Genomic DNA, 26,330 nt, shown 5'->3' with positions numbered 1-26,330 from the left:
CCGGCGGCCTTTGTCGTTTCAGGTCTTCTCGATCGAGAAATCCATGTCCGGCATGGGCTCGTCGACCACCTGCGCCAGTCGCGCCTCGACCCTGCGGGCAACGGACTGCAGGTCGCGGTGGTGGCCTGCGAGCTTTTCGATCCCGGCTATGGCGAGATCGGTCGCGAGGTAGTCCGGCTTGTGGCCGAGGCCGCGGATGACGACCAGTTCGGCACCGGCGACGGCGGCCGTCAGCGCCTTCGCATGGATATCCATCGAGACGATCTTGTCGCTGTCGCCGTTGATGATCAGCGTTGGCGCGGTGATCTCGCTGTAGCGCGGTGCGACCCGGGTGACGTAGTCGTTGAGATTGGCGACGTCGATCGCGTTGTTGCGGAAGTTCTCGGGCCGCAACACCAGTGCGGTGGCGCCGCCGTCCAGATAGCGGTCCGGACGGGGGTTGGGATGGAAGACGGCATGGGTTGCCTTCTCCATCAGCACCAGCCCGGCAGGCAGCGCCAGGAAGCGGGTAAACAGGCGTCCGAGATAAGGGCGGGCTGCGAGATTGTAGTACCAGTCGACGCCGCCCGGCCAGGGATGGGTGGCGGGCGCAAGCAGAAGCAGGCCCGCTGTCTTTTCCGGGTGGTAAAGCGCGAAGGATGTGGCGATCGCGCCTCCGAAGGAGTGACCGACGATGATGGCCTTGTCGATGCCGTAACGATCCATCAGTCGCGCAATCGTGTCGGCCTGACCATCCGGGAAACCGTTCTCGTCTCCGCCACGCTCGGAATAACCGTGACCGGGACGGTCGACGAACAGCATTTCGGCGCGCCCTTCTAGCGGTCTGCGGAACGCTGCTTCCTGGTCCTTCAGATTGCCGCTGGCGCCGTGGATGAAGACGATCGGGGGAAGGTCGCCCTCGGCTGGTGCTGCGACATGAAGGGCGTTGATACGGATATCGCCGAGATCGGTGAGTTCACCGTCGTTCGGAAGGTTGGCCTCGATCGCTTTCGCCTTCCAGGCCGTGAAGCCGAAGCCGAATGCGATGAGAGACAAGATAAGAGGTACAATCCCCATGGCGGCCCATCAGGTTCGGTTGCCGGCGATCTTTTCGGATAGCTTGGTCACAGCCTCCTGCGCCTCGCGATCGGCGGGGTAGATGTCGAGATAACGCTCCCACGCATTCAGCGCCTGGCTGTCCCGTCCGGCTTCGGTGAGGATTCCGGCAAGACCGGCCAGCGCGCCGAAATGGCGAGGCTCACGCTTCAGCACTTCGGCAATATCGGCCATCGCCTTGCGCTGGTCGCCCATCGCGTAATGCATTGTGGCGCGGCGGTTCCAGCCTTCGACATAGGCGGGATCGATGAGAGTGACGCGGTCGAGGAAGTCGAGGGCGGCGGCGTTGCGCTTTTCCTTGGCGGCCGTGGCCGCCCAGCCCATCAGGAGATTGACTGTGGGACTGCCCGAGTCACCCATGTTCATGGCGATCTGCGTGGCGATGCCGCGCGCCTTTTCCGGATTGCGCTCACGTTTCAGCGCCGCAAATAGTGGGTCGACCCTGGCGTTGAGAGGCTGGCCGGCATTCGGTGCTGCCTGCGTACCTCCCTGCGCCGGACTTTCCAGCGGCGGAGCGGGAGGCATCGGTTGGGATGGCGGCATGGGCTGGGGCAGCGTCTGCGCAAAGGCAGGCACCGCAACACACACAGCAAGGATCACGAAGCTTGAACGAAAATAGCGCATGCGGATAAAGTAATCCGCATGCGCCGAAGGTCAAACCCGAAATTTCACGCTACCGACAATTTGATCGTCTCAGGCGTGCCCGGACAACCCGTCGATATCAGCGCAAATCAGCCCTGGCGGGCCTTGAAGCGCGGGTTCTGCTTGTTGATGATGTAAACGCGGCCCTTGCGGCGAACCAGACGGTTATCGCGATGACGAGCCTTCAGCGCCTTGAGCGAGTTCTTGATCTTCATTGTACTGGTCCAGAAGTCTGTGGGCTCAAAGAGCCGCTTGTCTCTATCAATCGAAAGCGTGCCGCCTATCTGTCGACGAGGGGCGCGCTCAGGTTGGCGTGCAGATAACCCGTGGCTGGATGCGTGTCAACCTTGTGACGCACTTTATGACCGGGTTTTCCGCCCCTTCAGCTCCGTGACATGGCCCATTTTCCGGCCCGGGCGGGATTCCGTCTTGCCGTAGAGGTGGACCAGCACGTCGGTCCTCGCGAGCCAGCCGGGCACGTCGAGGATGTCGTCGCCGATCAGGTTGGTCATCACGCAATCGGAATGACGGCGCGGATCGCCGAGGCTTGCGCCGGCCACCGCGCGGATATGCTGCTCGAACTGCGAGACCACGCAGGCAGCCTCTGTCCAATGACCGGAATTGTGCACCCGCGGTGCGATCTCGTTGGCAATCAGGGTGCCATCGGCCATCACGAAGAATTCCATGCCGATCACCCCGACATAGTCGAGGGCAGCGAGGAGCTTTTCGGCGGCACTGCGCGCGGTCTGCGCGGTCGTGTCTGGAATGGTCGCGGGCAGGGTGGAGGTATGAAGGATGCCGTTGCGGTGGATGTTCTCGGCCGGATCGTAGCAGGAGACCGTGCCATCCTTGGCGCGCGCGGCGATAATCGAGATTTCGCGCTCGAAGGGCACGAAGCTTTCGAGAACCATCGGCACCGAGCCGAGGTCCGCATAAGCGCCGTCGGCCTTGTCGTCGCTGGAGCGGAACACGCGCTGGCCCTTGCCGTCGTAGCCCATGCGGCGGGTCTTCAAGACACCCTTGCCGCCGAAGTCTGCAAGTGCCGCTTCGAGATCGGACTGGCTGTCGACCGCGTGAAACCTTGCGGTCTCGATGCCGCAGCCGTTGAGGAACTGCTTTTCAACAATCCTGTCCTGCGCCACTTCCAGGGCCTTGGCCGGCGGGTAGACCGGAACCGACTGCTGCAGGAACTCGGCTGCCTCGACCGGTACGTTTTCGAATTCGTAGGTCACGACGTCGCAGCGGCTGGCGAGATCGGCCAGCGCCGTCCTGTCGTCGTAGGCCGCCGTGATCTGTTCGTTCGCGACCTGGGCGGCCGGGCAGTCGGCCTGCGGCTCAAGGATGATGATGCGGTAGTTCAGGCGTGCGGCAGCGATCGCCAGCATGCGGCCGAGCTGGCCGCCGCCGATTATGCCGATGGTGCGGATCGTCATGATGTTTCTCAGGGTGCTTCGTCGATGGGATATTCGGCGACCGATGCGGTGTGGTGCGCGCGATAGGCGTCGAGCCGGTCGGCGAGGTCTTCGTCGGAGAGGGCAAGCACCGCTGCGGCAAGAAGAGCTGCGTTGATCGCACCCGCACGGCCGATCGCCAGCGTGCCGACGGGAATTCCGGCGGGCATCTGCACGATCGAGTAAAGGCTGTCGGTTCCGCTCATGGTCTTTGACTGGACGGGCACGCCGAACACCGGAAGCGGCGTCAGGGCCGCTGTCATGCCCGGCAGGTGGGCAGCGCCGCCGGCACCGGCGATGATGACCTTGAAGCCCTCGTCGCGGGCGCTCTTGGCGAATTCGTACATCCGGTCCGGCGTGCGGTGTGCCGAGACGATCCGTGCTTCGTAACCGATGTCGAGCGTATCAAGCGTGTCGGCGGCGTTCTTCATGGTCTCCCAGTCGGACTGGCTGCCCATGATGATGGCGACTGCGGGTCTTTCTGACATTCCAGGCCCTTTTAAGGTGAACTCAAGCGATGATGTCGGGAATGATCTGGTCTTCGATCTGGGTCATCCGGTCCTTGATGGCCAGCTTCTTCTTCTTCATGCGCTGGATGCGAAGAGCCTCACAGCCGACCTTGATCATGGCATTGATCGCGGCGTCGTAATCTTCGTGTTCCTGGCGAAGTTTCGCGAGTACCAGCCGGTTATCCGCCTGTTCCTGATCACGCATGCTCAGTCCCCATTCTTTACGCCGGCTTTTTGCAAACCCCGGCTTCATCCGCAAGCTCCTACCATCAAACCGCGTTAACTGGAAGTTAGCCGACGCCACGAATTTGCCGCTGAGAGACCATGATTTCTCCTTCGACAAAGCGGACCAACCGTGTCACACTTCTGTTGCAAACCTGAAGCCTTGGCTCAGAGGAGTGCCAAGGCAGGTACCTAAGGAAGGAACATGCCACATGACCGTCCAGGCGCATATCGCATCGCTTGAAAAGAAGCACGGCGACCTCGAAGAGGAACTCCAGTCCGTTCTCGCATCTCCATCCGCCGACGATCGTGAGATCGCAGAGCTCAAGCGCCGCAAGCTGCGCATCAAAGACGAGGTGGAGCGGTTAAAGACCGACACCCGTCATTAGGCGATCAAAAGCGCCACGCGCCTCACGTACATTCGTGAGAGGGTGCCCACAGCGGCACGATAAATTCCAAGACTAAAAGCAACAGTTCTGGTCGTAACGTCACAGTCGCGGCCAGAATTCACGTCCAGAACTGGTCGAGCCACAGGTTGAGCCGGGTGAAGCCGCTGCCGTTCACGGCATAGATGCGCCGCGTTCCCTCTGGTGTGACAGTCACGAGATCGCTGTCCAGCAGTGCTTTCAGATGCTGCGAGACGGCCGGCCTGCTGATCGGCAGTCCTTGTGCAAGTTCATTCACGGTTTTCGGCGCGCGTCTCAGCTCTTCGAGGAGATGGCGCCGGTTCGGGTCGGCAATGGCTGAAAACGGATCGAGTGTCATAGTTTGAAGCTAAGCATAACTTGACGAAGCATCAACCGTTTTCGTGTCTCGCGACCGGCGGAAGGCCTTATTGTAATTGGGTTTTTTATGATGTTCGGATGGACCGGTCAGATCGGCAGGCCGTCCCACAGAAGCTTTACGCCGGCAACGAGAGCGAGCGCGTAGGTCATCGGATAGAACACTTCCGACTTCAGATGCTTGACGATCGCGGCACCGAGCATGGTCGAGACCAGGGCTGCCGGCAGCAATGTCGCCGAGATCGTCAGGTTTTCGGCCCCCAATGCGCCGAGAAGGAAATAGGGGATGATCTTGACGGCGTTGACGATGGCGAAGAAGCGGATGCTGGCCCCGGTGTATTTCTTAGGATCGAGCTTCATCGGCAGAACGTAGATCTGGAAGGGCGGGCCGCCGGCATGCGCCACGAAACTGGCATAGCCCGACAGCGCGCCCCAGAACGTGGCGGCCGCCGGACGATGCGGCAGTGCGGCGGCCGGACGGTTCTTATCCGGGCCGTAGACCTGCCAGAAGTAGCGGAGGGCGAAGAAGATCGTTGCCGCGGCAATAACAATCCGCAACGCGTCGTCCGAGACATAGGCCGAGGTCGCCCAGCCGAGCGCGATGCCGATGACACCGCCCGGCAGGATCATCAGCAGGGTTTTTCTGTCGTTGAAATGGCGCCAGGACCAAAGCGCCACGATATCCATCAGGATCAGGATCGGCAGGAAGATCGCCGCCGCTTTGACCGGGTCGACGGCAAGCGACATCAGCGGCATGCCCATCAGGCCGATCGCGCCGCCAATGCCGCCCTTGGAAAGCCCGACCAGCATCACGGCGGGCACCGCTGCTGCAAAGAAGGCGAGGCTGAGCGTATCGGAGGAAAATATGTCTGGCATGGGCACTTCAGGCTTGCACCGTTGAGGCGGGCAGATGGGATGAGCGGTTGATTGCGCAATCCTTCCGGTCTATCGAATCATTCAAGAGAAAACGAGTGCGGATCGCCGGGTTGCGGTTCGCTGCATGGGAAGAAACATGAAGAAACAGGAAGAGCGTTGCCGTCTGGTGCTGATCGTGCCGCAGGATGCGGATGCGAAAGCGCAGGCGGACCGACTGGAGAAGGCGCTTGCGGGCGGCGATGTCGCCTCGGTGATCCTGCCGCAATACGATGAAGACGATACCGCGTTCCAGGACCGCGCCGAACTCATGGTGCCGATGATCCAGGCCGCGGGTGCCGCAGCGCTGATCGCCGGAGACAGCCGCGTCGCAGGTCGCGTCAAGGCAGATGGCCTGCATATGGCCGGTTCGATGGAAGAGCTGGAAGAAACGATCGAGAAATTCAGCCCGAAGATGATCGTCGGCGCCGGTGGTGCATCCGAGCGTCACACGGCGCTCGAAGTGGGCGAGCGCCGCCCCGACTATATTTTCTTCGGCAAGCTCGATGGCGACATCAAGCCGGAGGCGCATCCGAAGAACGTCGCGCTTGCGGAATGGTGGGCTTCGATGGTGGAAATTCCCTGCATCGCCATGGGCGGCACGGACATTTCCTCGGCGCTCGAGGTTGCCGAAAACGGAGCGGAATTTGTGGCTTTGAGACTGGCTGTCTTCGATCATCCCGAAGGACCGCAGGAAGCAGTTCGACTGGTCAACGCCGATCTGGACGAAAAAGCGCCACGGTTTGAGGCTTGATGGTCTCCATGCCATCGATTCGTCGCGCCTCATCCACCGTCCTGATGCTTGCCGCCAGCCTTTCCGCGTCGGCCGTCTTGCCGCATCCGGCAATTGCGCAGGTGCAGCAACCCGGTGCGGTGGAGCAGGAGGGGCCGACGGCGGCGCAGTCGCGTCAGGTGGTGACGAGACCGGTCGCGCCGGATGCAATGGGCGTCGAACGCGGTGCACAGCCCGATGGCATCGTGCCGTCCGCCGGTGTCGAACTCTATCAGCGCATGGGCGTGACCTTGCCGCCGCTGCCGCCGGAGAAGCCCTATACGGGCCCGATCGACGAGGCCTATGGTGCGTTCCAGCGCGGCTTGTACGTCAAGGCGCTCGATGTCGCACTGAAGCGTGCGTCGGCCGGTGATGCGGCGTCGCAGACGCTTGTCGCCGAAATGATGAGCAAGGGGCTCGGCATCAACCGCGACGCAAAGACCGCGGCCTTCTGGTACGGGCAGGCTGCCGAGCGCGGCGATCCTGCCGCCATGTTCCAGTATTCGCTTCTTTTGATGAGCGGCCGTTACGTGCCCGCCGACAAGAAGAAGGCCGACGACTATATGCGCAAGGCGGCGGAAGCCGGCAATTCATCGGCGCAGTTCAACTGGGGCCAGATCCTGGTGTCGGACAATCCCGGCGATAAAGGTTTCAAGCTGGCGTTGCCCTTCTACGAGCGGGCGGCAAAGCAGGGCGTGGCGGATGCGCAATATGCGGTGGCCCAGCTCTACGTGAACATGAAGGGCGTGCCCGAGGAGAAGAAGGCCGAGGCTCGCCGTTGGCTGGAGCGCGCGGCGAAGGCCGGGTTCGACACGGCGCAACTCGACATGGGCATCTGGTTCGTCAACGGCGTCGGCGGCGAACGCAACTACGACAAGGGCTTCGAATGGCTGCGGATTGCGGCCCATCGCGGCAATGTGGTTGCCCAGAACAAGCTGTCGCATCTCTATATCGAGGCGCTGGGGACACGACCGAACCCGGTCGAGGCCGCCAAGTGGTATGTGCTTTCCCGTCGCGCCGGACTTCAGGACGCGGCGCTAGAGGATTTCTACCTCGGCATCAACGACGAGCAGCAGCGCCAGGCGATAGACGCGGCGAACCGCTTCCGACGCCAGTAATTGACGTGATCAGGCCGTCGCCTTCATCGCCGCCAGCGTGAAAAGGGCGTGGCGGATGATAAAGCCGTGGGCAAGCGCCAGGATCAGCAGCGTTACCAGCCAGACGATCAGGTAGATGCCCGGCGAGGCCTTGATACGGCCGCCCATGCGGGGGCCAAGTGCGAACATGGCTGTCACGAAGAGCGCGCAGGCCGGCAGAAGCAGCAGCGCGATCATGGCCGGTGCCGTGCTGGTCGGTGTGCCGGTCAGGGTGAAGTGGATCGGCAACTGGGTATCGGCCGGCAGCGCCGAGATCAGACCCAGCGACAGCATGGTCATCACGCCCACAAGTCCGAGGCTGATGCCGAATGGCAATGCGATCTTCACGGCGATACTCCTAAAATCTCGATAGCCGGCGTTCTGGCAGATCGCAGGCAGGCGGGCAATGTCGCATTTTGTCCGTTCACGCGGGGTTTGTCGGCTTCGACTTGAATTTCCCTTGGTTTTGTGGTCTTGAACCGGCCAATCAAGACAATTCGCCACAGACACGTCCCGGCTGATGCATGTTCGGGACCATACGATCAGGATTTCCCGCATGGCCCGCTCAGCCCTTCTCAACGTCATGGTTCAGGCCGCCCTCAAGGCAGGCAAGTCGCTCTCCAGGGATTTCGGCGAAGTTCAGAACCTGCAGGTTTCGGTCAAGGGACCGGGCGATTTCGTGACCCAGGCGGATCTCAAGGCGGAAAAGATCGTCCATGACGAGCTGATGAAGGCGCGCCCGACCTACGGCTTCCTCGGTGAGGAAAGCCAGGAGGAGAAGGGCACGGACGGCGCTCATCGCTGGATCGTCGATCCGCTCGACGGCACGACCAACTTCCTGCACGGCATTCCGCAGTTCGCGGTGTCGATCGCGCTGGAGCGCAATGGCGAAATCGTCGCCGGCGTGATCTTCAACCCGGGCACCGATGAACTCTATACGGCAGAAAAGGGCGGCGGCGCGTTCTTGAACGACCGTCGCATTCGCGTTGCCGCACGCCGGGTCCTGTCCGATTGCGTGGTTGGTTGCGGCGTGCCGCATCTCGGCCGCGGCGATCACGGCAAGTTCCTGGTCGAACTGCGCCATGTGATGGGCGAAGTGGCGGGCGTTCGTCGCCTTGGCGCTGCGTCGCTTGATCTTGCCTATGTCGCTGCCGGTCGCTTCGACGGTCACTGGGAAATCGGTCTTTCGCCGTGGGACATCGCTGCCGGCCTCGTCCTCATCCGCGAAGCGGGCGGCTTTGTCAGCGACATCAAGGGCTCGACCGATATGTTCGGCACCAAGAGCATTGTTGCCGGCAACGAGCTGATCCAGAAGGCGCTGCTGGAAGTTTCCAATCGTCCGGTTCCGTCGCGCTGATTGCTGATGCGGTGACGGCCCGAGTGCTGCTTGTCATTTGAAATGGCGAGGAAAAAACTTCGGCTTGTCCCGGTCTTTGCACCGTGGCGACACTTCAATTCGTCGCAATTTTGCTCTAGCCTCCGCGCGACGCGACCCAGAGGCGAGGCTTATTATGGCGAATGCGACAGTGGACGATCTGGACGAAACTGAAGCTAACCGCCGCCGTTTTACCGAAAAGCTTTCCAACCCGGCTTCCTTCCTCTGGACGATGCTGATCTTCCTGATCATCGTCGGTTTTGTCTGCTCGATCCTGTACCGTCAGGCCGCACAAGCGTTCCAGACCAATCCGGGTCTGAACGGTCTGATCCTCGGCGTCCTGTTGATTGGTATCGTCCTGGTTTTCCTGCAGGTCATCGGCCTTATTCCGGAAGTGCGCTGGTTCAACTCGTTCCGCGCTGCCGGCACCGTCGACAAGGTGGGCCGCGAGCCGAAACTTCTGGCGCCGATGCGCTCGCTGATCGGTGGTCGCCGCAAGACGGCGCTTTCGACCGCAACCTTGCGCTCCATTCTCGATTCGATCGGTACCCGCCTCGACGAATCGCGCGACACGTCCCGTTACCTGATCGGGCTCCTGGTGTTTCTCGGCCTGCTTGGCACGTTCTGGGGCCTGATCGGCACGATCGGCTCGATCAGCGACGTCATCGGTGCGCTCGATCCGGGCGCCGGCGGCTCCAACGACATTCTGTCGGCTATCAAGACCGGTCTTGCGCAGCCGCTTGCCGGTATGGGCACGGCGTTCTCCTCGTCGCTGCTCGGCCTCTCGGGCTCGCTGATCCTCGGCTTCCTCGATCTCCAGGCAGGACGTGCCCAGAACCGGTTCTATACGGAACTCGAAAATTGGCTCTCATCGGTGACCGATACGGGATCGGACGCGCCGGTTGCGGCGGCAGGGCTTTCAGCTGGTTCCTCCGGCGAATTCAAGACGCTTGCCGACGAGCTGCGCAAGATTGCGGCGGCTCAGGGCAGAACCGGCAGCGGTGATGTCCAGCAGAACGAGAAGTCGCTTGCTGCCATGGCAAACCTTGCCGAAGGCATTCAGGGGCTGGTCAAGAACATGCGCAACGAGCAGCAGATGCTGCGCGACTGGATCGAGGCGCAGCAGGAAGAATCGAAGGCCTTGCGGCGCACGCTGGACCGGCTCTCCGACAAGATCGGTCAGTCCGACAAGATCGGGAGCAAGTAGACCATGGCGCTGGGCAAGAACCGTCGCCGCCAGCACGGCGTGGACTACTGGCCGGGCTTCGTCGACGCGCTGACCACGCTTTTGATGGCGATCATGTTCCTGCTGACGGTGTTCGTGCTGGCGCAGTTCCTGCTCACACGCGAGATTTCCGGTCGCGACGAGGTTCTGAACCGGCTGAACAGCCAGATCGCGGAACTGACAGAGCTTCTGGCGCTGGAAAAGGGCAACAATCAGGATATCGAAGACCAGCTCGCCAACCTGCAATCGTCGCTGGCGGTTGCTGAAAGCGACCGGTCGCGGCTGCAGCAGCTTCTCAACCAGGGCAGTGGTGCAAGCGACGCGGCCAATTCCCGCGTGACCACTCTGACGGGTGAACTCTCCAACGAGCGGCAGGTCAGCGCCCGGGCGATGAGCCAGATCGAGCTTCTCAACCAGCAGATCGCGGCGCTGCGGGCCCAGATCGCCGCCGTCGAACAGGCACTGCAGGCGTCGGAAACGAAGGACGCCAACTCGCAGGCGCAGATTTCGGATCTTGGTCGTCGCCTCAACGTGGCGCTTGCGGCCCGCGTGCAGGAGCTCAATCGCTACCGCTCCGACTTCTTCGGGCGTCTGCGTGAAATTCTGTCCGACCGCGAAAACATTCGCATCGTCGGCGACCGGTTCGTGTTCCAGTCGGAAGTGCTGTTCCCTGTCGGCGGCAACGAACTCGATTCTGCCGGCCTCGTGGAGATGGACAAGCTTGCTTCCGCACTCCTCGATCTCGCCAAGGAAATTCCAGCCGAGATCAACTGGGTGCTGCGTGTCGACGGGCATACGGACAATGCGCCGCTTTCCGGCACCGGACGTTACCGCGACAACTGGGAGCTTTCGTCCGCGCGCGCCACATCCGTGGTCAAGTATCTGATCTCGAAGGGCGTGCCGGCCAACCGTCTGGTGGCCGCGGGCTTTGGCGAGTTCCAGCCGATCGCGGCTGGCGATACGTCGGATGCCAGAAACCAGAACCGCCGCATCGAACTGAAGCTTACCGAACGCTGACATGACCTACAGCAAGCCCGATATCGACGCGATCGCCAAGGCCGTGGCAGATACGCCTCGCCGCGACAATACCGCCTATCACGAGGCGATGGCGCAGGCGCGCCGTGCTTTCGAGGAGGCGCAGGCTGCGTTCGGCGAGCAATCGGTCCAGCTGAAGATGAAGACCAAGATCAAGCGCAATGGCGATCATGTCGTCAAATGGACGTTCAAGCGCGCGAAGTGATCAGGCGGCTGCGCTCTCGCCTCAGGCGGAGACATCGGGATAGCGGAATCCCAGCCGGTCGAGGCCGCGGCGCACTTCCGGAGCGGCCATGAACAGTTTCCACAGCAGACCCGAGCGGTGGTTCTCGATCATCGCGACGATCGGACCCTGGTCGATAGCGATGTAGGTCGATGCGACCCAGCCGGTCTTTGGCGCAAACGCGTCGGCGAAGCCGAAGCGGTTGACCAGCCGTCCGTTCTCGTAGGCAAGGAGCGCGCGCAAGGCTTCTTCCGCATGGCCGGGCACGAAAGGAAAGCTCGACAGTGCTGCAGACGGTGCAATCGCGCCGAAATCGACCAGCGGCGAATTGGCGGCGTAGCCGGCCTGGGCTTCCGATGCCGTCAGCCCCCAGACGCCGGCTGCGGCATATTCCGGCACAGTCAGGCAATAGGCGCGGTTGATCCGTGAATGCGCGACCGCCTGGCGCCAGTAATCGGCGTAGCGATCGGACAGGCCGCGTGGATTGAGTGCACAGAAGGAATATTGCGACAGGAACAGCGGCCCGCCCATGGGTTCGCCCAGCGGCAGCTGTATGCCGAAATATTCCTCGCCGTTCTTCATGGCGCCGTTGCGTGCCCATCCGCAGTGATAGTTCTGCGGATCGATCGGAAACGTGTCCGAGCCGGCGGCAAAGACATAGGTTGACAGCGCCTCATTCCAGCCGGTGATCGGCAGGTTCATCGCCCACTCGTTGATCGGGCTCCAGTGCCAGTAGATCGGGCCGTCGGTCTTGCCGCGGGTGTACCAGGTCCACTCGACCTCGTCGAACAGCCGGGTAATCGCGGTGCGCAGCGATTTCTCGGAAATGGTCTCTGCCGCGAAATATTCACGGGCGCAGATCAGGCCCTGAAGGAGAAGGGTCGTTTCGACGATGTCGCCCCCATCATCCAGCGCAGAAAACGGAATCATTGCGCTGGTAGCGGGATTGATGAAGTGAGAGAACGCGCCGTGGTAGCGCGGTGCCAGTTCGAGGCTCTCGACAATCGTGGTAATGCGAACCAGCGCCTCGTCGCTGGTGATCCAGCCGCGCTCGCAGGCGACCAGAATTGCCATCAGACCAAAGCCCGTGCCGCTGATCGAGATCGCATCGATGCCGGGTGTGCCGTTGAGAAGGCATTTGTCGTACGGGAGACCGCTCTGCGGATGAGCACCATCCCAGAAATACCGGAAGGTGCGATGCTGAACGTCATCGAGCAGACTATCCAGATCTGCGGAGATGATGGGGGTCGCGTCCATCAGATCGCGCTGACGGAAGTTTGCTCGAGATCATGGAATTGCAGCCGCGCGAGCTTGGCATAGAGACCGCCAGCCGCCACCAGGCTCTGGTGCGTGCCTTCCTCGACGACGCGACCGTTTTTCAGCACCAGGATCCGGTCGGCCTTCAACACCGTCGCGAGGCGATGGGCGATGACGAGCGTGGTCCTGTTGCGCATCAATCCGTCGAGTGCCTTTTGCACCAGTGTTTCGCTTTCCGCATCGAGCGCCGAGGTGGCTTCGTCGAGCAGCAGGACCGGAGCATCCTTCAGGATGGCGCGGGCGATGGCGATCCGCTGGCGCTGGCCGCCGGACAGGGTGATGCCGCGTTCGCCGGCGAGCGTGTCATAGCCGTTGTCGAGCTTCGCGATGAATTCGTCTGCTTGGGCAGCGATTGCTGCGGCACGCACGGCCTCGCGGGTCGCGTTCGGTACCCCGAAGGCGATGTTGTCGTGGATGGAGGCTGCAAAGATCGTCACGTCCTGCGGTACGATCGCAAGCCGTGAGCGGATGTCTTCAAGGGTCGCATGGCGGAGGTCGACGCCGTCGAGCCGGATCGATCCGGCCGTCGGATCGTAGAAGCGCAGCAGCAGCGAAAAGATCGTGCTCTTGCCGGCACCGGAGGGACCGACGATGGCGACAGTTTCTCCGGGCGCCACATGCAGGGAAAGCGCATTGAGCGTGATGGCGCTGACACGGGCGGGATAGGCGAAGGAGACGCTGTCGAACGCGACATCGCCGCGCGGGGGTGAGGGGAGGGCTTTCGGGTGTTCCGGGTCACGCACGGCGGACACTTCATCCAGCAGTTCGGACAGCCGTTCGGCGGCGCCGCCTGCAGAAGACAGCTCGCCCCAGACTTCCGACAGTGTGCCGAGCGAGCTTGCCGCAATCACCGAATAAAGCACGAACTGGCCTAGCGTGCCCGGTGTCATCGTGCCGGCAAGCACGCTCTGGGCGCCGTACCAGAGGACGCCGACGATCGAGCCGAAGATCAGCACGATGCCGAAGCCGGTCAGAAGCGCGCGGGCGCGGATCGACTTGCGGGCGGCTTCAAAGGCATTCTCCACCGTGTCGCTGTAGCGCGAGGTGGCGACAGCCTCGCCGGTAAAGGCCTGAACGGTGCGGGTGGCGCCGATCGTTTCAGCTGCATAGGCGGAAGTCGCGGCCAGCATGTCCTGGGCGGCACGCGACCGGCGGCGCACCGAGCGGCCGAAGCCAACGAGGGGGAACACGATCAGCGGGATGGCGCCAAGCGCCAGAGCCGAGAGTTTAGGGCTCGTATACACCATCATGCCCATCGCTCCGAGACAGAGGATGGTGTTGCGCAGGGCCTGCGATGCGGCAGAACCAAAGGCGGACTTGATCTGGGTCGTATCGGCGGTCAGTCGCGAGACGATCTCGCCGGACTGGTTGACGTCGAAGAAGGAAGCAGACAGCCGCGTCACATGCGAGAAAACCTCACGGCGCAGATCCGCCACCACCCGCTCGCCGATGGTGATGACATAATAGTAGCGCATGCCGCTTGCGATCGCGAGAAGGACCGCCAGCACGAACAGCATTACAAAATAGTTGTTGATGAAATGCCCGTCAGAGGATGCGAATCCATGATCCACCATGCGGCGGACGGCCAGCGGCAGCGCAAGTGTGGTGCAGGCGGCAAGGACGAGGAAAAAAGTCGCGCCGGCAACCATGCCACGGTAGCGGGAAAGATAGGGTAGCAGTCGGGAAAGCGGCTTGAGACTGCGGTTTTTCTTCTGTTCTTCTCGGCTTTCGGCCATGTCGTCTCCATGGCCCCCGGCAGCGGAATCTCAGCCTTTCGGGGACTTGTACATGCGGCGTCCTTCCTGTATAGGCTCCGCATCCAATTGGGAAGCCGTGACCGGTCCGGTTTGCGGCTTCATTTGTTAAAGACGGTTCTTGCTCGCGCAATGCGGCGAATGGACCTCGCAGAGCAGGAATAGCGACATGAAGGCTGGCATTCATCCCGACTACCACAAGATCAAGGTCGTCATGACCGACGGTACCGAATACGAGACGTTCTCGACCTGGGGCACCGAAGGCGCCACCATGAACCTCGAAATCGACCCGACATCGCACCCGGCCTGGACCGGCGGCAACCAGCAGATGCTGGACCGCGGTGGCCGCGTTTCCAAGTTCAACAAGCGTTTCGGCGGTCTCGGCCTCTAATTGCTTTTTGCATTTTGACAAAAGAAGCCTGGCGAAAGCCGGGCTTTTTTGTTTTTCTAGGAGGCATGGAGGAGAAGGCCAACTGTCTGTCCAAGCTACCGCTTCCGCTCTGCCGCGTGCTCATTTTCGGCAATGGCGGATCGGGTAAGACGTGGCTTGCGACAAGGATGGGGGAGGCGCTCGGCCATCACCCGATTCATCTGGACGACGTCCACTGGGAGCCGGGACGTTACGGCATCGCCCGTGACAGGCAGGTCGTTGACGACGACGTTTGCCGGATTGCAGCACAGGATGTCTGGCTGATCGAGGGCGTCTATGGCCGGCTTGCCAGTCTCGCCATCACCCGGGCAACGACGCTGATCTTCCTCGACATCGCCGACGACGTCTGCCTCGAAAACATTCGCCATCGCGGTCTTCAGGGCGGGGGAAGCGTTGCGTCCTTCGAAGAGCTACTCCATTGGGTGGCGGGCTATCGCTTCCGACACAACAACTGGAATTCATTCGAGGCGCATGACCGGATGTTCAGCGCCTTCGAGGGCCCGAAACATCGGCTTGACTGTCGTGACAGTGTCAACGCCTATCTGGCGTCGCTATCTCTATAGTCCCAAACGCAAAAAGGCAGGCCAATGCCTGCCTTTGGACCGTCGACGTTCAGATCTCAGCCACCAAATGCGGTGTGAAGCAGGTTCTGCTGGGCGCGGACACTGTTTTCGTTGTCGGAGATGACAACGGCTTCCGGGGCGCGATAGATTTCGCGGTCCAGAAGAGCGACGCGGTTCTGCAAACGAAGCGAGCGTTCGACAAGATCACGGAAGCTTTCCGGCAGATCGAGCCAGCCCGGAGCGTTGCGATCGACATTGAAGCCGTCGAGACGCACCTTGCTCTTTTCCGAAAGCACCTGATCGCGGCTCATCTCGCCGTTGTTGACGGCACGCTGAAGCAAAAGCCACGATGCCATCTGCATCAGGCGAGTCGTCAGACGCATGGATTCAGCTGCATACAGAACCGAGGCCATGCGCGGCAGAACCTTGGATGCAGCACGACCCTGACCGTCCAGATAGCTTGCTGTCTCTTCAACAAGAGCCATGCCTTCGGAGTATAGTGACTTGAACTGGGCAGAGCTTGCGGCGCGGCCCGCAAAACTCACTGTGTTCAATCCCTGCTCGGACATCGAATTCATTCCTGCTAATGCTTTCTTACTCAGGCAATGGCGAAGTGGCTCAAAAAGTTCCATCTGGCCCGCTGAATGAAGTGAACATGATCCTTATACTGGAAATCCGCAAGGCGTTTCTTAATGAAAGGTTAATACCCACAGGAACCGGTAAACGCCCTCGATCTTCTTGAAATGAAACAGATCTTGCGAAAGCGCAAGTCCCCTAAAAATGGCCTTTTGCACGGGTTTTTGATGGCTGCGTGAGCCTGTACAGACCGACCGCCAAAAAAAAGAGCCGCAAAAGCGGCTCTCAAGGTAAAACAGGGAGAAATCAGACCATTCGCCGAGCGGTGAAACTGTCTGAGTCCGGCAGAACCGAACATCGCTATATTCTCTGTTAATGATTAATGTTTGCTTAAGATTGGTCGTGGTTTTGCGGTTTATTCTTAGTCCGGCACATCAGGTCCGGAAAAAGCTGTCAGCGGCCTTGCGACCCTCAGCCTTCCTCGCCTTCTCTGCTTCCAGTCTCGCGATCTCTTCCTGCAGGATGGTGATGCGCGTCTGCAGTTCGTCCGCAGAGAGCAGCGAGAGATCGGCGCCGATCTCGTGGGCTGCGGGTTTCTTCGGGCGGTCGTCGTCGAGAAATGACATTTCAAGGCTCCTTGGCCGTTATGGCGTCGTCTGCTGTTCAGGCGCGGCTGCATCCTTGGGTCTTGCGCGCGGATCGAGCGAGAGGCCCTCGGGTGTCGCGAGTGGTCCGTTGGTTCCAGTCACCGTCGTGTAGGCGTCGCGTTCGCCGGCAGGGACGGGTGCGCGCTGCCGGCTTCGGACGATCGCATAGACGGTGATCATCAGATGGGCGACAGCCGTGACGCCAAACAGAGCGTGCGGGCCGGCCCAGGTCATGACAGGACCTCCGAGCGTCGGGCCGATGATCGTCCCGATGCCGTAAAGAAGCAACAGGCCGCCGGAGACCTTTACGAAGTCCTCGGGCTGGGCGAAGTCGTTGGCATGGGCAACGGCGATCGGGTAGAGCGCGTTTGCGGCGGCGCCATAGGTGGCGACGAGGATAACGATCGTGTAGACGTTGGTCGGCGCAACCAGCACAACGGCAAGGCCTGCCAGCGCACTGACGCCGGAGAGGACTGCAAGAACATGACGGCGGTCCAGCCTGTCCGACAACCGGCCCGCCGGAAACTGCATGATCGCGCCGGCAAAGATGGTGATCGATACCATTGCGGCGACCGATCCCTTGTCGAGGCCGACCTTGGTCGCGAACACGGCGCCGAGCGTGCCATAGGCCCCGTTGGCGATGCCGACCAAGAGAATGCCTACGCAGGAGATCGGCGAGTTTCGAAACAGTCCCTTGAGATCCAGCCGCGCGCGTTTCAGCGGTTGTGGTGACGCAGCCTTGGACAGCGTCGTCGGCAGGGCGGCGATCGAGTAGAGGATGCCGCAGACCATGAACAGCGTCGGCAGCGTCACATCGGCAAACGGCACCATCAACTGGCCACCGACAACGCCGAACAGGGTGATGGAGATATAGAAGGAAAAGATCGTGCCCCGGTTTTCCGGTGTGGCACGTTCGTTGAGCCAGCTTTCGATGATCATCGACGTACCGGCAGTGCAAAAGCCGGTGATTGCCCGCAGGATGAGCCACGCGACGTCATCGACCAGCAGGCCGGTCATAAGCACGTTGAGGCAGATCAGGGCCAGAAAGCCGGAAAAAGCGCGAACGTGCCCGATGCGGCGCACGACATTCGGTGCCACGAAGCAACCGATGACGAAACCTGAGGCCCAGGTTGTGCCGAGCAGGCCGAGAACCTCGTTCGAGTAGCCTTCGATCGAACCGCGCACCGGCAACAAAAGACCCTGCAGGCCATTGCCGAGGAACAGAAAGAGCGTACCAGTGAGGAGGGCGAGAACGGGAAGGAGATTACGGCTCATCGTCTATACTGTCAGCTCTCTTCGTGGTCGGTGATCCGCCCTGCCGTGCCGGAGCGATGTTGCGCAGACCGGCACAGGACGTTAACGAAGGTAAGGCAGATCAGAGATCATGACGCAACAGACCCCGATTCTCCTCCCGGTCTAACTGTGGTGGAGAGCAAAAATGTCCAGCCTGTGGCGAGCCTTTGAAACAGTGACGAAAGACAGATGACAAAAACAATCTCCGTCCTGTTGATGCTGGCCATGGTCGTGCAGATCATCAAGCCATTGAACCTCCCGGGCCTCAGGCGCCGGATGGATTTCTGGAAGCTGGCGCTGGTCGCCTTCGCGCTCTGGTCCTTAGCACTGCTGCTGCGCGAGTTCGTCGGCTGATTACAGCTCGATCCGGCCGCTCATCACCTTCACGCAGCTTCCGCTGATCCGCACATCGGTGACGCGACCCTCTCTTTTGACCATGGCGAGCTCGATCACGCTGCGGCGGCCCATCTCCACACCCTGTTCGACGGTCATGCGGATATCGGCGTCAGTTTCAGGGTCAAGCGTCGCGAGGAACGCGCCGAGCGCTGCAGACGCGCTACCCGTTGCCGGGTCTTCCGGCACATTGTCGAGCGGTGCGAACATGCGGGCACGGATATGCAGGGGATCCTTGGCATCACGGACATAGAGAAACAGCGAAAACTCCATCTGATCGCCCGGGCCGATCTCGGCCGCGCGATGGAATGACGTGAGATCCGGCCTGGCCGCGGCGAGCGCCTGCAGGCCGTCCAACTCAGCAACTGCGAATGGCAAGCCGACCGATGCGAAGACGGGTGCGTGATTGTGCATGACGACATGCCCGACGCCGATGGATGCGCAGTCGGCGATACGTTCGGGCTCGATCTCGGCGCCCAGTTCAAGTGGCCGCGGTGCCCGGATGGTTGCGCCGACAACCACATCGCCCTCCCGGATCAGGTCGATCTCGACCAGTCCGGCGATTTCCTCGAAGCGGAGCGTGTTGCCTAAAGCGTTGCCGAACAGGTCGGGCAGGTTTCCAAGGACGAAGGCAGTTCCGACATTCGGATGGCCGGCAAAGGGAACCTCTGTCGTCGGTGTGAAGATGCGCACGCGCGCCGTGTTGGCTGGATTGTCCGGTGGAAGCACGAACGTGGTTTCGGAATAGCCGAACTCCGTTGCGATCGCCTGCATCTCATCGCCCGAAAGGCCGCGGGCGTCTGTGATGACCGCAAGCGGATTGCCGAAGAAGCGCTGGTCGGTAAAGACATCGACGGTGACGAAATCGACGACAGGCATGGACGGGCTCCCCAGTTGAGAACGTAACTTCTAGAGCCTGCGATCTCCCATCACCAGACAATGGTTTTGATGGAAGACATCAATCCTGATTGTCTGGGCAGGGTCTGGAAACGAGAAAGGCCGCACCCCCCGGTGCGGCCTCTTCCTCCCATGAAAAGGGCCAGAGCTATTAAAGCTGAGGCGGCCTTTTCCAGGTTCGTGTTCCCGATGCCGCAGCATCTGGGTTAGAGCATCAGGCCTTGTTGACGCTCGCGGAATAGATCCCGTCGATGGTTTCAGCCAGGCTCGCGTCGAAATCTGCATCGCTCATTGAGACGCGCAGGTTTTCGGTGAGCGCGCGCGAGAAGCTCGCGATCATGTCGCGGTTGTGGCTCAGCTTTTCGCAGGCATCGACGCGGCTGTAGCCGCCGGACAGGGCAACGAGGCGAACGACCGACTTGTGAGCGGCGAGATCCGCATAGAAATCGGCGACCGTTGGGATCGTTACCTTCAGCATCACGTCTTCGCCCGGACCGAGCGTGTCGAGCTGCTGGGCGATCTCGTCGCGCAGGATAGTCTCAGCTTCAGCCTTGGTCGGGCTGTTAATGAGGATCTCCGGTTCGATGATCGGAACGAGGCCCTGTGCGATGATCTGGCGCGCGACTTCGAACTGCTGCTGCACGACGTCAGCGATGCCGGCCTTGTCGGCAGAGGCAATCACCGAGCGCATCTTTGTACCGAAAATTCCCTTTTCGCGGCCGCGGATCAGGAGAGCGTCGAGATCAGGCATCGGCTTCATCAGTTGCACGCCGTTTTCTTCGGCAGCGAGGCCCTTGTCAATCTTCAGGAAAGGCACGACGCCGCGCTTGTTCCAGAGGTAGGAGGGAACCGGTTCGCCGTCGACATCGCCATCCATTGTGCGCTCGAACAGGATGGCGCCGACGACCTTGTCGCCTGTAAAGGCCGGTGCCTTCATGATGCGGGCGCGCATGGCGTGCATCAGGCGAAACATCTCTTCGTCGCCCTGGTATTCGGTTTCGGCAATGCCGTAGAGCAGCAGCGCTTTGGGTGTCGAACCACCGCTCTGATCAAGCGCCGCAATGAAACCGGGCGCCGACCTGACTTTGTCCAACATCTTCGCGTCTACCATAATCGCTCCTATCCCTCACAATGGCGCGTTGCGCGCGTGTGCCCATTCAATCTTCGGAGAGCCCGATATTGAAGAGCATATCCGAAGTTCTCTCCCGCCGATAACAGAAGTTCTTTTAAAGGGAAATGATGCTCTAAGCCATTGAAACGATTGAAATCGTTTCAATCGTTTAAAATATTGAATTTCTTTAAATTCGCCTTGCCGATCGGGCGCGGAAGCCTATCTCCCGCGCCTCTGAACCCATCGGGGGTCGCGTTCTGGAATGCCGGTCGGTCAGGCCTTGGTCAGCACCGAAACGCCGGGCAGTTCCTTGCCTTCCATCCATTCCAGGAAGGCGCCGCCAGCGGTCGAGACGTAGGAGAAATCGTCGGCCACGCCTGCATGGTTGAGTGCTGCCACCGTATCGCCGCCACCGGCGACTGAAACCAGCCTGCCGGCCTTCGTCTCAGCGGCTGCAAATTTTGCAGCGGAGACGGTCGCTGTGTCGAACGGGGTGATCTCGAAGGCGCCGAGCGGGCCGTTCCAGACCAGCGTCGAGGCCTTGCCGATCCATTCGTTGACGGCTTCGACGGATTTCGGGCCGACGTCGAGCATCATCGCATCGGACGGGATCGCATCGATAGCGACGGTTTCGTTGTCGGCATTCGCCTTGAACTCGCGGGCAACGACGCCGTCACTTGGCAGCACGATGGTGCAGCCGGACGCTTCTGCTTCGGCCATGATGGCGCGGGCGGTGTCTGCAAGATCATGCTCGCAGAGCGACTTGCCCACATCGATGCCTTGCGCTGCGATGAACGTGTTCGCCATGCCGCCGCCGATCACCAGCGCGTCCACCTTCTTCACCAGGTTCTGCAGCAGATCGATCTTGCTAGAAACCTTGGCGCCGCCGACGATGGCGACGACCGGGCGGGCAGGGGCGCCAAGACCCTTTTCCAGCGCTTCGAGCTCAGCCTGCATCGTGCGGCCGGCATAGGCGGGCAGGCGGTGGGCAAGACCTTCCGTGGAGGCATGGGCGCGGTGGGCGGCCGAGAAGGCGTCGTTGACATAGATATCGCCGTTCTTCGCCAGTTCTTCGGTAAAGCCGCTGTCGTTCTTTTCCTCGCCCGTGTGGAAGCGGGTGTTTTCGAGAAGCAGGACATCGCCGTTCTTCATCGAGGCGACAGCATCCTCGGCTTCAGGGCCGATGCAGTCGGATGCGAAGAGGATCTTCTGACCGAGCACCTGATTGACGGCCATGACGATCTGGGACAGCGACATGTCGGCGACCGGTTCGCCCTTGGGGCGGCCGAAATGGGCGAGCAGGATGACCTTGGCGCCTTTCTTCGACAGTTCCGTGATTGTCGGAGCAACGCGCTCGATACGGGTCGCGTCCGTCACCTTGCCGTCGCTCACGGGAACGTTGAGGTCGACGCGGACGAGAATGCGCTTACCTGCGATATCGGTGAGGTCGTCGAGGGTCTTGAAGGCCGGCATGGTACTGATCCCGTTGCTTGATAAAGGGTGGCGGGACCATACTATTCTTGTCCGACGGCGCAAGGCTGTCGGCTCAACGAAATAGCCTTTGCGCCGGTTGCCGGATGGCGGCCAGGGTTCAGGCGGAGGGGCGGCCGGGCACCGGCTTGCCGCGATACTTGCGGATCTGGTCCCTTATCCGGTGGGCGATTTCGCGCATATTGATGAAGATCGGCAGCTTGGTTGCAGGCTCCACCGGTTCCAGCGAGACGCCAATTTTGGTGACATGGTCCAGCTCGTCGGTTTCCCGCACGATCAGCACGATCGAGCCGAAGCGCATGCGGTCGGCATATTCCGTCTTGCCGCCCAGCCTGGAATGCATCAGTTCGCCGATCGTCATTGCCTGCTCGGTTGCCGAGAGCAGGCCCGGACCATAGGCGAGGTCCAGTTCGGTTGCGGGCCGTGTCGGCGAGATGGCGAAGGCGCCGAAGAACTCGGCATCGTCATCATCGACAGGCACGCGGCTCGCAAACAGCCGATCGAGCAGTTTGGTATAGTTCGGCGTCACGAACAGGTAGACCTGATCGTTCTCCCGCAGGCGTCCGGCATACTGGTAACGCAGGCTGCGGCCGTCGCGGATGACCAGCGACGGCATGGCCCAGCGGGGAATGCGCTCGCCGGACAGGATCGGGCTGTCTTTCAGGACGCGGTAAGAGATCAGTTCATGGGTCGCCTTGCCGGGAAGGTCGAGTTCCAGCTTGTCGACGGCGCCGATCCGCGGCGGGATGATCAACCCGAGATACCGCGCCACCGGCTTGATCGTCCAACCCTGCAGGAGAAGCGAGACGAGCACGATGATGAAGGTGACGTTGAAGAAGACGGACCCGTTTTCGGCGCCCGACAGGATCGGCGTGATGGCGAGCAGGATGGACACCGCACCGCGCAGACCGACCCAGGACAGAAAACCGATTTCCTGCTGCGTGAAGTCATAGGCCATCAGGCTGATCCACACGGCGATGGGGCGGGCGACGAAAATCAGGAACAGCGCCAGACCGATCGCCGGCACGAGCAGGATCGGGAACTGGGAGGGTGTGGCGAGCAGGCCGAGCACCAGGAACATGATGATCTGCGCCAGCCACGTCAGCCCCTCGTTGAAGCGCGTGATCTGGTGCTTGGCAAACATCTTGCGATTGCCCGAGTAGATGCCGGCCACATAGACCGCAAGAAAGCCGCTGCCGCCCATGGCGCCGGTGAAGGCGAACACGAGCAACGCAAGCGTGAGGACCAGGATCGGAGCGAGACCCCGATCGGAGGTGAAGCGGTTCAGCACCCAGACGATCATCAAGCCGCCGAGCAGGCCGAAGATGACGCCGAGCCCCATTTCCTCGAGGAACATGACGGCGAAATGCAGGTCGAGGCCGCCGAAGCCCTGGCCGGTGGCGAGCAGTTCGGACAGCGCGATCGTCAGGAAGATCGCCATCGGGTCGTTGGTGCCGGATTCCACTTCGAGCGTGGAGCGCACCTTGTCGCGGATGTTGATGCCGCCGATGCGCAGCAGAAAGAACACCGCGGCAGCGTCAGTCGAGGCGACGATCGACCCGAGCAGGAAGCCTTCGAGCCAGCTGAAGCCCAGGAAATACTTGGCCGCGACGCCGAATACGCCGGCGGTCAAGAGCACGCCGACGGACGCGAGCGTGAGCGCCGGAACCGCGGCTATGCGGAAGGAGTGGAGCGAGGTGCCGAAGCCGCTATCGAACAGGATGATGGCGAGCGCCAACGACCCCAGCATGAAGGTGAAGGAGTAGTTCTCGAAGCGGATGCCAAGACCATCGACACCGGCCAGCAGGCCGATCGACAGGAAGACGAGAAGCAGGGGGGCGCCGAACCGGAAGGCAAGCAGGCTGGAAAAGGCCGCAGCCAACACCAGAACCGTGCCGACCAGCAGGATGATGTAGAAAGCCTCCAAAGTCCCCGTCCTTCCTCTCGCCGCCGTTTACGGAAATCCATCCATCAGCAGGCCCGGCGATTGTCGGATCCTGTGCCGCTGTCGCGATGCGACAAGATAGCCATGGAGCAGATCCCGGTCAGTGGCCGGGCGATTCGATGTGCATATTCAAATAGACGGGAACAAATCCGGCAAGAGAAGGGCCGGGGGCGAAGAAAAAGCACGCCGTGCGAAGTGAATGGTTGGCGCAGGCCCGACCGGCAGCGACCTCGGCCACGATGGCGTCAATGTCGGTTAGCACGTTGCGAAGGTAGGCGTGGTCGCGAACACGCCGAAGAGCTGCCCGCAGCGCAGGTCTAAGGAGCGAAAAGCGTTTCCGGTCGCTGCCTACTCAGCGGCGACCCTGCCAATCACCGTCAGTGGATCGGCAGCACCTGCCGTGACGAACAGGAGTTCGCCGCTGGCAGGAACGATGCTGGTGAGGCCGGTTATGTTGACCTGATGGGTGACCAGCACAACCGGCCGGCCGGGTGGCAAGCCCGTCATCCAGGCGCGAAGGGCCTGCGTCTGCGGCCTGCCATCTTCGGGACTGCCGAAAAACGAGTTGAGCAGCGGCTGCGGCTCGACCGACCCAAGACCAAGACCTTTGGCGGTATCGATGCAGCGGCACCACTGGCTGGAAAAGACCTGCACCTGCGCCACGCCATTTTTCCGGAAGAGCGTGCCGATCCGGCCCGCCTGAGCGATGCCCTGTGCGGAGAGATTGCGCTGCGTGCTGCAATCATTGACCGCAAAATTCGCCGGATCGCCGGTTCCGGGCGCAATCGCGTGGCGAAGCAGCATGATAGCCGCGCCAGTGCGAAGCTCTGCCCACGTATCGGATTGCGCCCTTGCATTGCTGGTCAGGGCAAGGGCGGAGGCGATCAGCAACTGGCGTCGCAGAAACATGGCGTATCTCCAGGTGGTGCTGGCGTTTGTCTGTCCAAAGCCAATACGTGCGGTGATATTGCGTGGTTTCACCCTCACGCACAATAACATCCCTCACATAGGGTATCTGCTGACGCCGACGGGTCATCATCGCAATTGGGTCGTGCCAGAAAGTGTGCTAAGCGCCGGCGAAACAATGACTGGAGTATGACATGAGCGAACCGACCGTAGCCGAAGCGACAAACCGCATTTATGAATCGCTTCAGGCCAACAATGCCGATCTCGACACGCATATCGCCGCTCTCAAGGCAGCGCTCACCCAGGCTGGCCAGAAGGAAGCCGAGTTCGACCCGGCGCGGATCGTGCAGAACAATCGCCAGGGCCGCAAGCTGATGCAGGCCTATTTTCGCCAGCGCGGCGTGACGGTGAAGTTTACGGCGTCCTGACGAACTTTCGCACGGGCGACCTCTCCCGACCATGTCCCATAACGCAAAACCCCCTCCTTTTAAGGGGAGGGGGTCAAAAGCCTGAGCGTCAGGACCGGTCCTCAAGGACCGGCATGCGCGCTATCTTCAGATCAGCTTGCCCATGGCAACTGCGGTGTCCGACATGCGGTTGGAGAAGCCCCACTCGTTGTCGTACCAGGTCAGGATGCGCACGAACGTGCCTTCGAGAACCTTCGTCTGGTCGAAGGCGAAGATCGAGGAGTGGCTGTCGTGGTTGAAGTCGCGCGAAACCAGCGGCTCGTCTGTGTAGCCGAGGATGCCCTTCAGCTTGCCGTCTGCGGCAGACTTGATGGCGTCGTTGATTTCGGCAACCGTCGTGGCGCGCTTCGCAACGAAGTTGAAGTCGACGACCGAGACGTTCGGGGTCGGAACGCGGATCGACGTGCCGTCCAGCTTGCCCTTCAGTTCCGGCAGAACGAGGCCAACGGCCTTGGCTGCACCGGTCGAAGTCGGGATCATCGACAGAGCCGCTGCACGGGCGCGGTAGAGGTCCTTGTGCATCGTGTCGAGGGTCGGCTGGTCGCCGGTATAGGAATGGATCGTGGTCATGAAGCCGTGGTCGATGCCGACAGCGTCGTTCAGCACCTTCACGACCGGAACCAGGCAGTTCGTGGTGCAGGATGCGTTGGAGATGACCAGGTGGTCCTTGGTCAGCTGGTCGTCGTTGACGCCGAACACGACCGTGAGGTCAGCATTGTCGCCAGGCGCCGAGATGATGACGCGCTTGGCGCCAGCCGTCAGGTGGGCGGCGGCCTTGTCGCGGGCGGTGAAGATGCCGGTGCACTCAAGCGCGATATCGACGCCCATTTCGGCGTGCGGCAGCTGGGCCGGGTCACGCACCGCGGTTACCTTGATCGGCTTGCCGCCGGCGACGATGATCGTGTCGCCTTCGACCTTAACGTCCGCCGGGAACTTGCCGTGGATCGAGTCGTAGCGAAGGAGGTGGGCATTGGTCTCGACCGGGCCGAGATCGTTGATCGCGACCACTTCGATATCGGTGCGGCCGGATTCGACGATCGCGCGCAGGACGTTGCGGCCGATACGGCCAAAGCCGTTGATGGCAACCTTTACAGTCATAGGGTTCTCCCGAAAAAATAGTTTGGCAGCTGGACGGGGCGGGCGGTGTGACCGTCGCCCCGT

31 protein-coding genes are annotated in these 26,330 nt (G+C 61.4%); 11 read left to right on the top strand and 20 right to left on the bottom strand.

Annotation, left to right across the window (positions count from 1 at the left end; all coding sequences use genetic code 11):
- Window positions 1-18: 18 nt before the first annotated feature.
- From ASG19_RS18740 to ASG19_RS18715, 6 genes are all read right to left on the bottom strand, one after another.
- A complete protein-coding gene (locus ASG19_RS18740) occupies window positions 19-1,056 on the bottom strand; it encodes an alpha/beta hydrolase (protein ID WP_062460887.1) in 1,038 nt (345 codons plus the stop codon).
- A 9-nt stretch (window positions 1,057-1,065) separates the two neighbouring features.
- On the bottom strand, window positions 1,066-1,719 hold the full coding sequence (locus ASG19_RS18735) for a tetratricopeptide repeat protein (protein WP_062460884.1): 654 nt from the start codon (window positions 1,717-1,719) through the stop codon (window positions 1,066-1,068).
- Window positions 1,720-1,826: 107 nt separating this feature from the next.
- The gene (gene ykgO / locus ASG19_RS18730) at window positions 1,827-1,952 is read right to left on the bottom strand and encodes a type B 50S ribosomal protein L36 (protein WP_003497670.1); all 126 of its coding nucleotides are present in this window, start codon (window positions 1,950-1,952) and stop codon (window positions 1,827-1,829) included.
- A gap of 144 nt (window positions 1,953-2,096) precedes the next feature.
- Complete coding sequence (locus tag ASG19_RS18725) at window positions 2,097-3,170, bottom strand: 5-(carboxyamino)imidazole ribonucleotide synthase (RefSeq protein ID WP_062460881.1); 1,074 nt, start codon at window positions 3,168-3,170, stop codon at window positions 2,097-2,099.
- 8 nt (window positions 3,171-3,178) lie between these two features.
- Window positions 3,179-3,676 carry a 5-(carboxyamino)imidazole ribonucleotide mutase gene (gene purE, locus ASG19_RS18720; RefSeq protein ID WP_062460878.1) on the bottom strand — a complete coding sequence of 166 codons (498 nt, stop codon included), beginning with the start codon at window positions 3,674-3,676 and terminating at the stop codon, window positions 3,179-3,181.
- Between the two features lie 22 nt (window positions 3,677-3,698).
- Window positions 3,699-3,902, bottom strand: a complete 204-nt coding sequence (locus ASG19_RS18715) for a YdcH family protein (RefSeq protein WP_062461867.1) — start codon at window positions 3,900-3,902, stop codon at window positions 3,699-3,701.
- Window positions 3,903-4,131: 229 nt separating this feature from the next.
- On the opposite strand from ASG19_RS18715, the gene ASG19_RS23650 reads away from it, so the two are divergent.
- On the top strand, window positions 4,132-4,308 hold the full coding sequence (locus ASG19_RS23650; RefSeq protein WP_082471995.1) for a DUF465 domain-containing protein: 177 nt from the start codon (window positions 4,132-4,134) through the stop codon (window positions 4,306-4,308).
- A 118-nt stretch (window positions 4,309-4,426) separates the two neighbouring features.
- Here ASG19_RS23650 and ASG19_RS18710 read toward each other — a convergent pair whose 3' ends face one another.
- Both ASG19_RS18710 and ASG19_RS18705 read right to left on the bottom strand, forming a co-directional pair.
- Window positions 4,427-4,684: a metalloregulator ArsR/SmtB family transcription factor gene (locus ASG19_RS18710; RefSeq protein WP_062460875.1), complete on the bottom strand. Its 258-nt coding sequence runs from the start codon at window positions 4,682-4,684 to the stop codon at window positions 4,427-4,429.
- A 107-nt stretch (window positions 4,685-4,791) separates the two neighbouring features.
- Entirely contained in the window at window positions 4,792-5,577 is a 786-nt protein-coding gene (locus ASG19_RS18705; protein ID WP_062460872.1) for a sulfite exporter TauE/SafE family protein, read from the bottom strand.
- Between the two features lie 136 nt (window positions 5,578-5,713).
- Here ASG19_RS18705 and ASG19_RS18700 point away from each other — a divergent pair, with 136 nt between their 5' ends.
- Both ASG19_RS18700 and ASG19_RS18695 read left to right on the top strand, forming a co-directional pair.
- Complete coding sequence (locus ASG19_RS18700) at window positions 5,714-6,367, top strand: thiamine phosphate synthase (RefSeq protein WP_062460869.1); 654 nt, start codon at window positions 5,714-5,716, stop codon at window positions 6,365-6,367.
- A complete protein-coding gene (locus ASG19_RS18695) occupies window positions 6,367-7,503 on the top strand; it encodes a tetratricopeptide repeat protein (protein WP_092659857.1) in 1,137 nt (378 codons plus the stop codon). The genes ASG19_RS18700 and ASG19_RS18695 overlap by 1 nt, the downstream gene beginning before the upstream one ends.
- A gap of 9 nt (window positions 7,504-7,512) precedes the next feature.
- On the opposite strand, the gene ASG19_RS18690 is transcribed toward ASG19_RS18695, so the two are convergent.
- The gene (locus ASG19_RS18690) at window positions 7,513-7,869 is read right to left on the bottom strand and encodes a hypothetical protein (protein WP_062460866.1); all 357 of its coding nucleotides are present in this window, start codon (window positions 7,867-7,869) and stop codon (window positions 7,513-7,515) included.
- Window positions 7,870-8,077: 208 nt separating this feature from the next.
- Between ASG19_RS18690 and ASG19_RS18685 the strand changes: the two genes are divergently transcribed.
- The 4 genes from ASG19_RS18685 to ASG19_RS18670 all read left to right on the top strand — a co-directional run bounded on the left by ASG19_RS18685 (window position 8,078) and on the right by ASG19_RS18670 (window position 11,361).
- On the top strand, window positions 8,078-8,878 hold the full coding sequence (locus ASG19_RS18685; RefSeq protein WP_062461861.1) for an inositol monophosphatase family protein: 801 nt from the start codon (window positions 8,078-8,080) through the stop codon (window positions 8,876-8,878).
- A gap of 154 nt (window positions 8,879-9,032) precedes the next feature.
- A complete protein-coding gene (locus ASG19_RS18680; protein WP_062460863.1) occupies window positions 9,033-10,103 on the top strand; it encodes a hypothetical protein in 1,071 nt (356 codons plus the stop codon).
- 3 nt (window positions 10,104-10,106) lie between these two features.
- Window positions 10,107-11,138, top strand: a complete 1,032-nt coding sequence (locus tag ASG19_RS18675) for a peptidoglycan -binding protein (RefSeq protein ID WP_062460859.1) — start codon at window positions 10,107-10,109, stop codon at window positions 11,136-11,138.
- Between the two features lies 1 nt (window position 11,139).
- Complete coding sequence (locus tag ASG19_RS18670; protein WP_062460856.1) at window positions 11,140-11,361, top strand: hypothetical protein; 222 nt, start codon at window positions 11,140-11,142, stop codon at window positions 11,359-11,361.
- Between the two features lie 21 nt (window positions 11,362-11,382).
- On the opposite strand, the gene ASG19_RS18665 is transcribed toward ASG19_RS18670, so the two are convergent.
- Together ASG19_RS18665 and ASG19_RS18660 are read right to left on the bottom strand one after the other, a co-directional pair.
- The gene (locus ASG19_RS18665; protein WP_062460853.1) at window positions 11,383-12,636 is read right to left on the bottom strand and encodes a glucoamylase family protein; all 1,254 of its coding nucleotides are present in this window, start codon (window positions 12,634-12,636) and stop codon (window positions 11,383-11,385) included.
- Window positions 12,636-14,432 (bottom strand): ABC transporter transmembrane domain-containing protein, encoded by a 1,797-nt coding sequence (locus tag ASG19_RS18660; protein ID WP_062460850.1) that lies wholly within the window; start codon window positions 14,430-14,432, stop codon window positions 12,636-12,638. Before ASG19_RS18660 ends, ASG19_RS18665 begins: the two co-directional genes overlap by 1 nt.
- 187 nt (window positions 14,433-14,619) lie before the next feature.
- Here ASG19_RS18660 and rpmE point away from each other — a divergent pair, with 187 nt between their 5' ends.
- Window positions 14,620-14,841: a 50S ribosomal protein L31 gene (rpmE, locus tag ASG19_RS18655; RefSeq protein ID WP_062460846.1), complete on the top strand. Its 222-nt coding sequence runs from the start codon at window positions 14,620-14,622 to the stop codon at window positions 14,839-14,841.
- A gap of 65 nt (window positions 14,842-14,906) precedes the next feature.
- Window positions 14,907-15,443: an AAA family ATPase gene (locus tag ASG19_RS18650; protein ID WP_156466567.1), complete on the top strand. Its 537-nt coding sequence runs from the start codon at window positions 14,907-14,909 to the stop codon at window positions 15,441-15,443.
- Between the two features lie 56 nt (window positions 15,444-15,499).
- On the opposite strand, the gene ASG19_RS18645 is transcribed toward ASG19_RS18650, so the two are convergent.
- The 3 genes from ASG19_RS18645 to ASG19_RS18635 all read right to left on the bottom strand — a co-directional run bounded on the left by ASG19_RS18645 (window position 15,500) and on the right by ASG19_RS18635 (window position 17,941).
- Entirely contained in the window at window positions 15,500-16,012 is a 513-nt protein-coding gene (locus tag ASG19_RS18645) for a DUF1465 family protein (RefSeq protein ID WP_062461855.1), read from the bottom strand.
- Between the two features lie 441 nt (window positions 16,013-16,453).
- A complete protein-coding gene (locus tag ASG19_RS18640; protein ID WP_062460843.1) occupies window positions 16,454-16,645 on the bottom strand; it encodes a DUF1192 domain-containing protein in 192 nt (63 codons plus the stop codon).
- Window positions 16,646-16,663: 18 nt separating this feature from the next.
- On the bottom strand, window positions 16,664-17,941 hold the full coding sequence (locus ASG19_RS18635; protein WP_062460840.1) for an MFS transporter: 1,278 nt from the start codon (window positions 17,939-17,941) through the stop codon (window positions 16,664-16,666).
- Window positions 17,942-18,148: 207 nt separating this feature from the next.
- Between ASG19_RS18635 and ASG19_RS24260 the strand changes: the two genes are divergently transcribed.
- Entirely contained in the window at window positions 18,149-18,313 is a 165-nt protein-coding gene (locus ASG19_RS24260; protein ID WP_174196147.1) for a hypothetical protein, read from the top strand.
- Here the strand turns inward: ASG19_RS24260 and ASG19_RS18630 are convergent, their stop codons facing one another.
- From ASG19_RS18630 to ASG19_RS18610, 5 genes are all read right to left on the bottom strand, one after another.
- Window positions 18,314-19,231 carry a PhzF family phenazine biosynthesis protein gene (locus ASG19_RS18630; protein ID WP_062460837.1) on the bottom strand — a complete coding sequence of 306 codons (918 nt, stop codon included), beginning with the start codon at window positions 19,229-19,231 and terminating at the stop codon, window positions 18,314-18,316.
- Between the two features lie 232 nt (window positions 19,232-19,463).
- Complete coding sequence (locus ASG19_RS18625; protein WP_062460834.1) at window positions 19,464-20,360, bottom strand: fructose bisphosphate aldolase; 897 nt, start codon at window positions 20,358-20,360, stop codon at window positions 19,464-19,466.
- Window positions 20,361-20,633: 273 nt separating this feature from the next.
- Window positions 20,634-21,833 (bottom strand): phosphoglycerate kinase, encoded by a 1,200-nt coding sequence (locus tag ASG19_RS18620; protein ID WP_062460831.1) that lies wholly within the window; start codon window positions 21,831-21,833, stop codon window positions 20,634-20,636.
- 118 nt (window positions 21,834-21,951) lie between these two features.
- Window positions 21,952-23,778, bottom strand: coding sequence for a potassium/proton antiporter (locus ASG19_RS18615; protein ID WP_062460829.1), 1,827 nt, complete (start codon window positions 23,776-23,778; stop codon window positions 21,952-21,954).
- Between the two features lie 366 nt (window positions 23,779-24,144).
- On the bottom strand, window positions 24,145-24,705 hold the full coding sequence (locus tag ASG19_RS18610; protein ID WP_156466566.1) for a histidine phosphatase family protein: 561 nt from the start codon (window positions 24,703-24,705) through the stop codon (window positions 24,145-24,147).
- 191 nt (window positions 24,706-24,896) lie between these two features.
- Here ASG19_RS18610 and ASG19_RS18605 point away from each other — a divergent pair, with 191 nt between their 5' ends.
- Window positions 24,897-25,130 carry a hypothetical protein gene (locus ASG19_RS18605; protein WP_062460826.1) on the top strand — a complete coding sequence of 78 codons (234 nt, stop codon included), beginning with the start codon at window positions 24,897-24,899 and terminating at the stop codon, window positions 25,128-25,130.
- 126 nt (window positions 25,131-25,256) lie between these two features.
- Here ASG19_RS18605 and gap read toward each other — a convergent pair whose 3' ends face one another.
- Window positions 25,257-26,267, bottom strand: coding sequence for a type I glyceraldehyde-3-phosphate dehydrogenase (gene gap / locus ASG19_RS18600; protein ID WP_062460824.1), 1,011 nt, complete (start codon window positions 26,265-26,267; stop codon window positions 25,257-25,259).
- Window positions 26,268-26,330: the final 63 nt, after the last annotated feature.

Source organism: Rhizobium sp. Leaf306 (assembly GCF_001423425.1).
In the GTDB taxonomy this organism is placed as follows: domain Bacteria; phylum Pseudomonadota; class Alphaproteobacteria; order Rhizobiales; family Rhizobiaceae; genus Neorhizobium; species Neorhizobium soli.
This window is presented reverse-complemented; position numbering and strand designations above follow the sequence as displayed.

Coding starts and splice junctions, on each gene's coding strand:
- ASG19_RS18740 (WP_062460887.1), bottom strand. CDS start 1,056: ATGGGGATTGTACCTCTTATCTTGTCTCTCATCGCATTCGGCTTCGGC.
- ASG19_RS18735 (WP_062460884.1), bottom strand. CDS start 1,719: ATGCGCTATTTTCGTTCAAGCTTCGTGATCCTTGCTGTGTGTGTTGCG.
- ykgO (WP_003497670.1), bottom strand. CDS start 1,952: ATGAAGATCAAGAACTCGCTCAAGGCGCTGAAGGCTCGTCATCGCGAT.
- ASG19_RS18725 (WP_062460881.1), bottom strand. CDS start 3,170: ATGACGATCCGCACCATCGGCATAATCGGCGGCGGCCAGCTCGGCCGC.
- purE (WP_062460878.1), bottom strand. CDS start 3,676: ATGTCAGAAAGACCCGCAGTCGCCATCATCATGGGCAGCCAGTCCGAC.
- ASG19_RS18715 (WP_062461867.1), bottom strand. CDS start 3,902: ATGCGTGATCAGGAACAGGCGGATAACCGGCTGGTACTCGCGAAACTT.
- ASG19_RS23650 (WP_082471995.1), top strand. CDS start 4,132: ATGACCGTCCAGGCGCATATCGCATCGCTTGAAAAGAAGCACGGCGAC.
- ASG19_RS18710 (WP_062460875.1), bottom strand. CDS start 4,684: ATGACACTCGATCCGTTTTCAGCCATTGCCGACCCGAACCGGCGCCAT.
- ASG19_RS18705 (WP_062460872.1), bottom strand. CDS start 5,577: ATGCCAGACATATTTTCCTCCGATACGCTCAGCCTCGCCTTCTTTGCA.
- ASG19_RS18700 (WP_062460869.1), top strand. CDS start 5,714: ATGAAGAAACAGGAAGAGCGTTGCCGTCTGGTGCTGATCGTGCCGCAG.
- ASG19_RS18695 (WP_092659857.1), top strand. CDS start 6,367: ATGGTCTCCATGCCATCGATTCGTCGCGCCTCATCCACCGTCCTGATG.
- ASG19_RS18685 (WP_062461861.1), top strand. CDS start 8,078: ATGGCCCGCTCAGCCCTTCTCAACGTCATGGTTCAGGCCGCCCTCAAG.
- ASG19_RS18680 (WP_062460863.1), top strand. CDS start 9,033: ATGGCGAATGCGACAGTGGACGATCTGGACGAAACTGAAGCTAACCGC.
- ASG19_RS18675 (WP_062460859.1), top strand. CDS start 10,107: ATGGCGCTGGGCAAGAACCGTCGCCGCCAGCACGGCGTGGACTACTGG.
- ASG19_RS18670 (WP_062460856.1), top strand. CDS start 11,140: ATGACCTACAGCAAGCCCGATATCGACGCGATCGCCAAGGCCGTGGCA.
- ASG19_RS18665 (WP_062460853.1), bottom strand. CDS start 12,636: ATGGACGCGACCCCCATCATCTCCGCAGATCTGGATAGTCTGCTCGAT.
- ASG19_RS18660 (WP_062460850.1), bottom strand. CDS start 14,432: ATGGCCGAAAGCCGAGAAGAACAGAAGAAAAACCGCAGTCTCAAGCCG.
- rpmE (WP_062460846.1), top strand. CDS start 14,620: ATGAAGGCTGGCATTCATCCCGACTACCACAAGATCAAGGTCGTCATG.
- ASG19_RS18650 (WP_156466567.1), top strand. CDS start 14,907: ATGGAGGAGAAGGCCAACTGTCTGTCCAAGCTACCGCTTCCGCTCTGC.
- ASG19_RS18645 (WP_062461855.1), bottom strand. CDS start 16,012: ATGTCCGAGCAGGGATTGAACACAGTGAGTTTTGCGGGCCGCGCCGCA.
- ASG19_RS18640 (WP_062460843.1), bottom strand. CDS start 16,645: ATGTCATTTCTCGACGACGACCGCCCGAAGAAACCCGCAGCCCACGAG.
- ASG19_RS18635 (WP_062460840.1), bottom strand. CDS start 17,941: ATGAGCCGTAATCTCCTTCCCGTTCTCGCCCTCCTCACTGGTACGCTC.
- ASG19_RS24260 (WP_174196147.1), top strand. CDS start 18,149: ATGACAAAAACAATCTCCGTCCTGTTGATGCTGGCCATGGTCGTGCAG.
- ASG19_RS18630 (WP_062460837.1), bottom strand. CDS start 19,231: ATGCCTGTCGTCGATTTCGTCACCGTCGATGTCTTTACCGACCAGCGC.
- ASG19_RS18625 (WP_062460834.1), bottom strand. CDS start 20,360: ATGGTAGACGCGAAGATGTTGGACAAAGTCAGGTCGGCGCCCGGTTTC.
- ASG19_RS18620 (WP_062460831.1), bottom strand. CDS start 21,833: ATGCCGGCCTTCAAGACCCTCGACGACCTCACCGATATCGCAGGTAAG.
- ASG19_RS18610 (WP_156466566.1), bottom strand. CDS start 24,705: ATGTTTCTGCGACGCCAGTTGCTGATCGCCTCCGCCCTTGCCCTGACC.
- ASG19_RS18605 (WP_062460826.1), top strand. CDS start 24,897: ATGAGCGAACCGACCGTAGCCGAAGCGACAAACCGCATTTATGAATCG.
- gap (WP_062460824.1), bottom strand. CDS start 26,267: ATGACTGTAAAGGTTGCCATCAACGGCTTTGGCCGTATCGGCCGCAAC.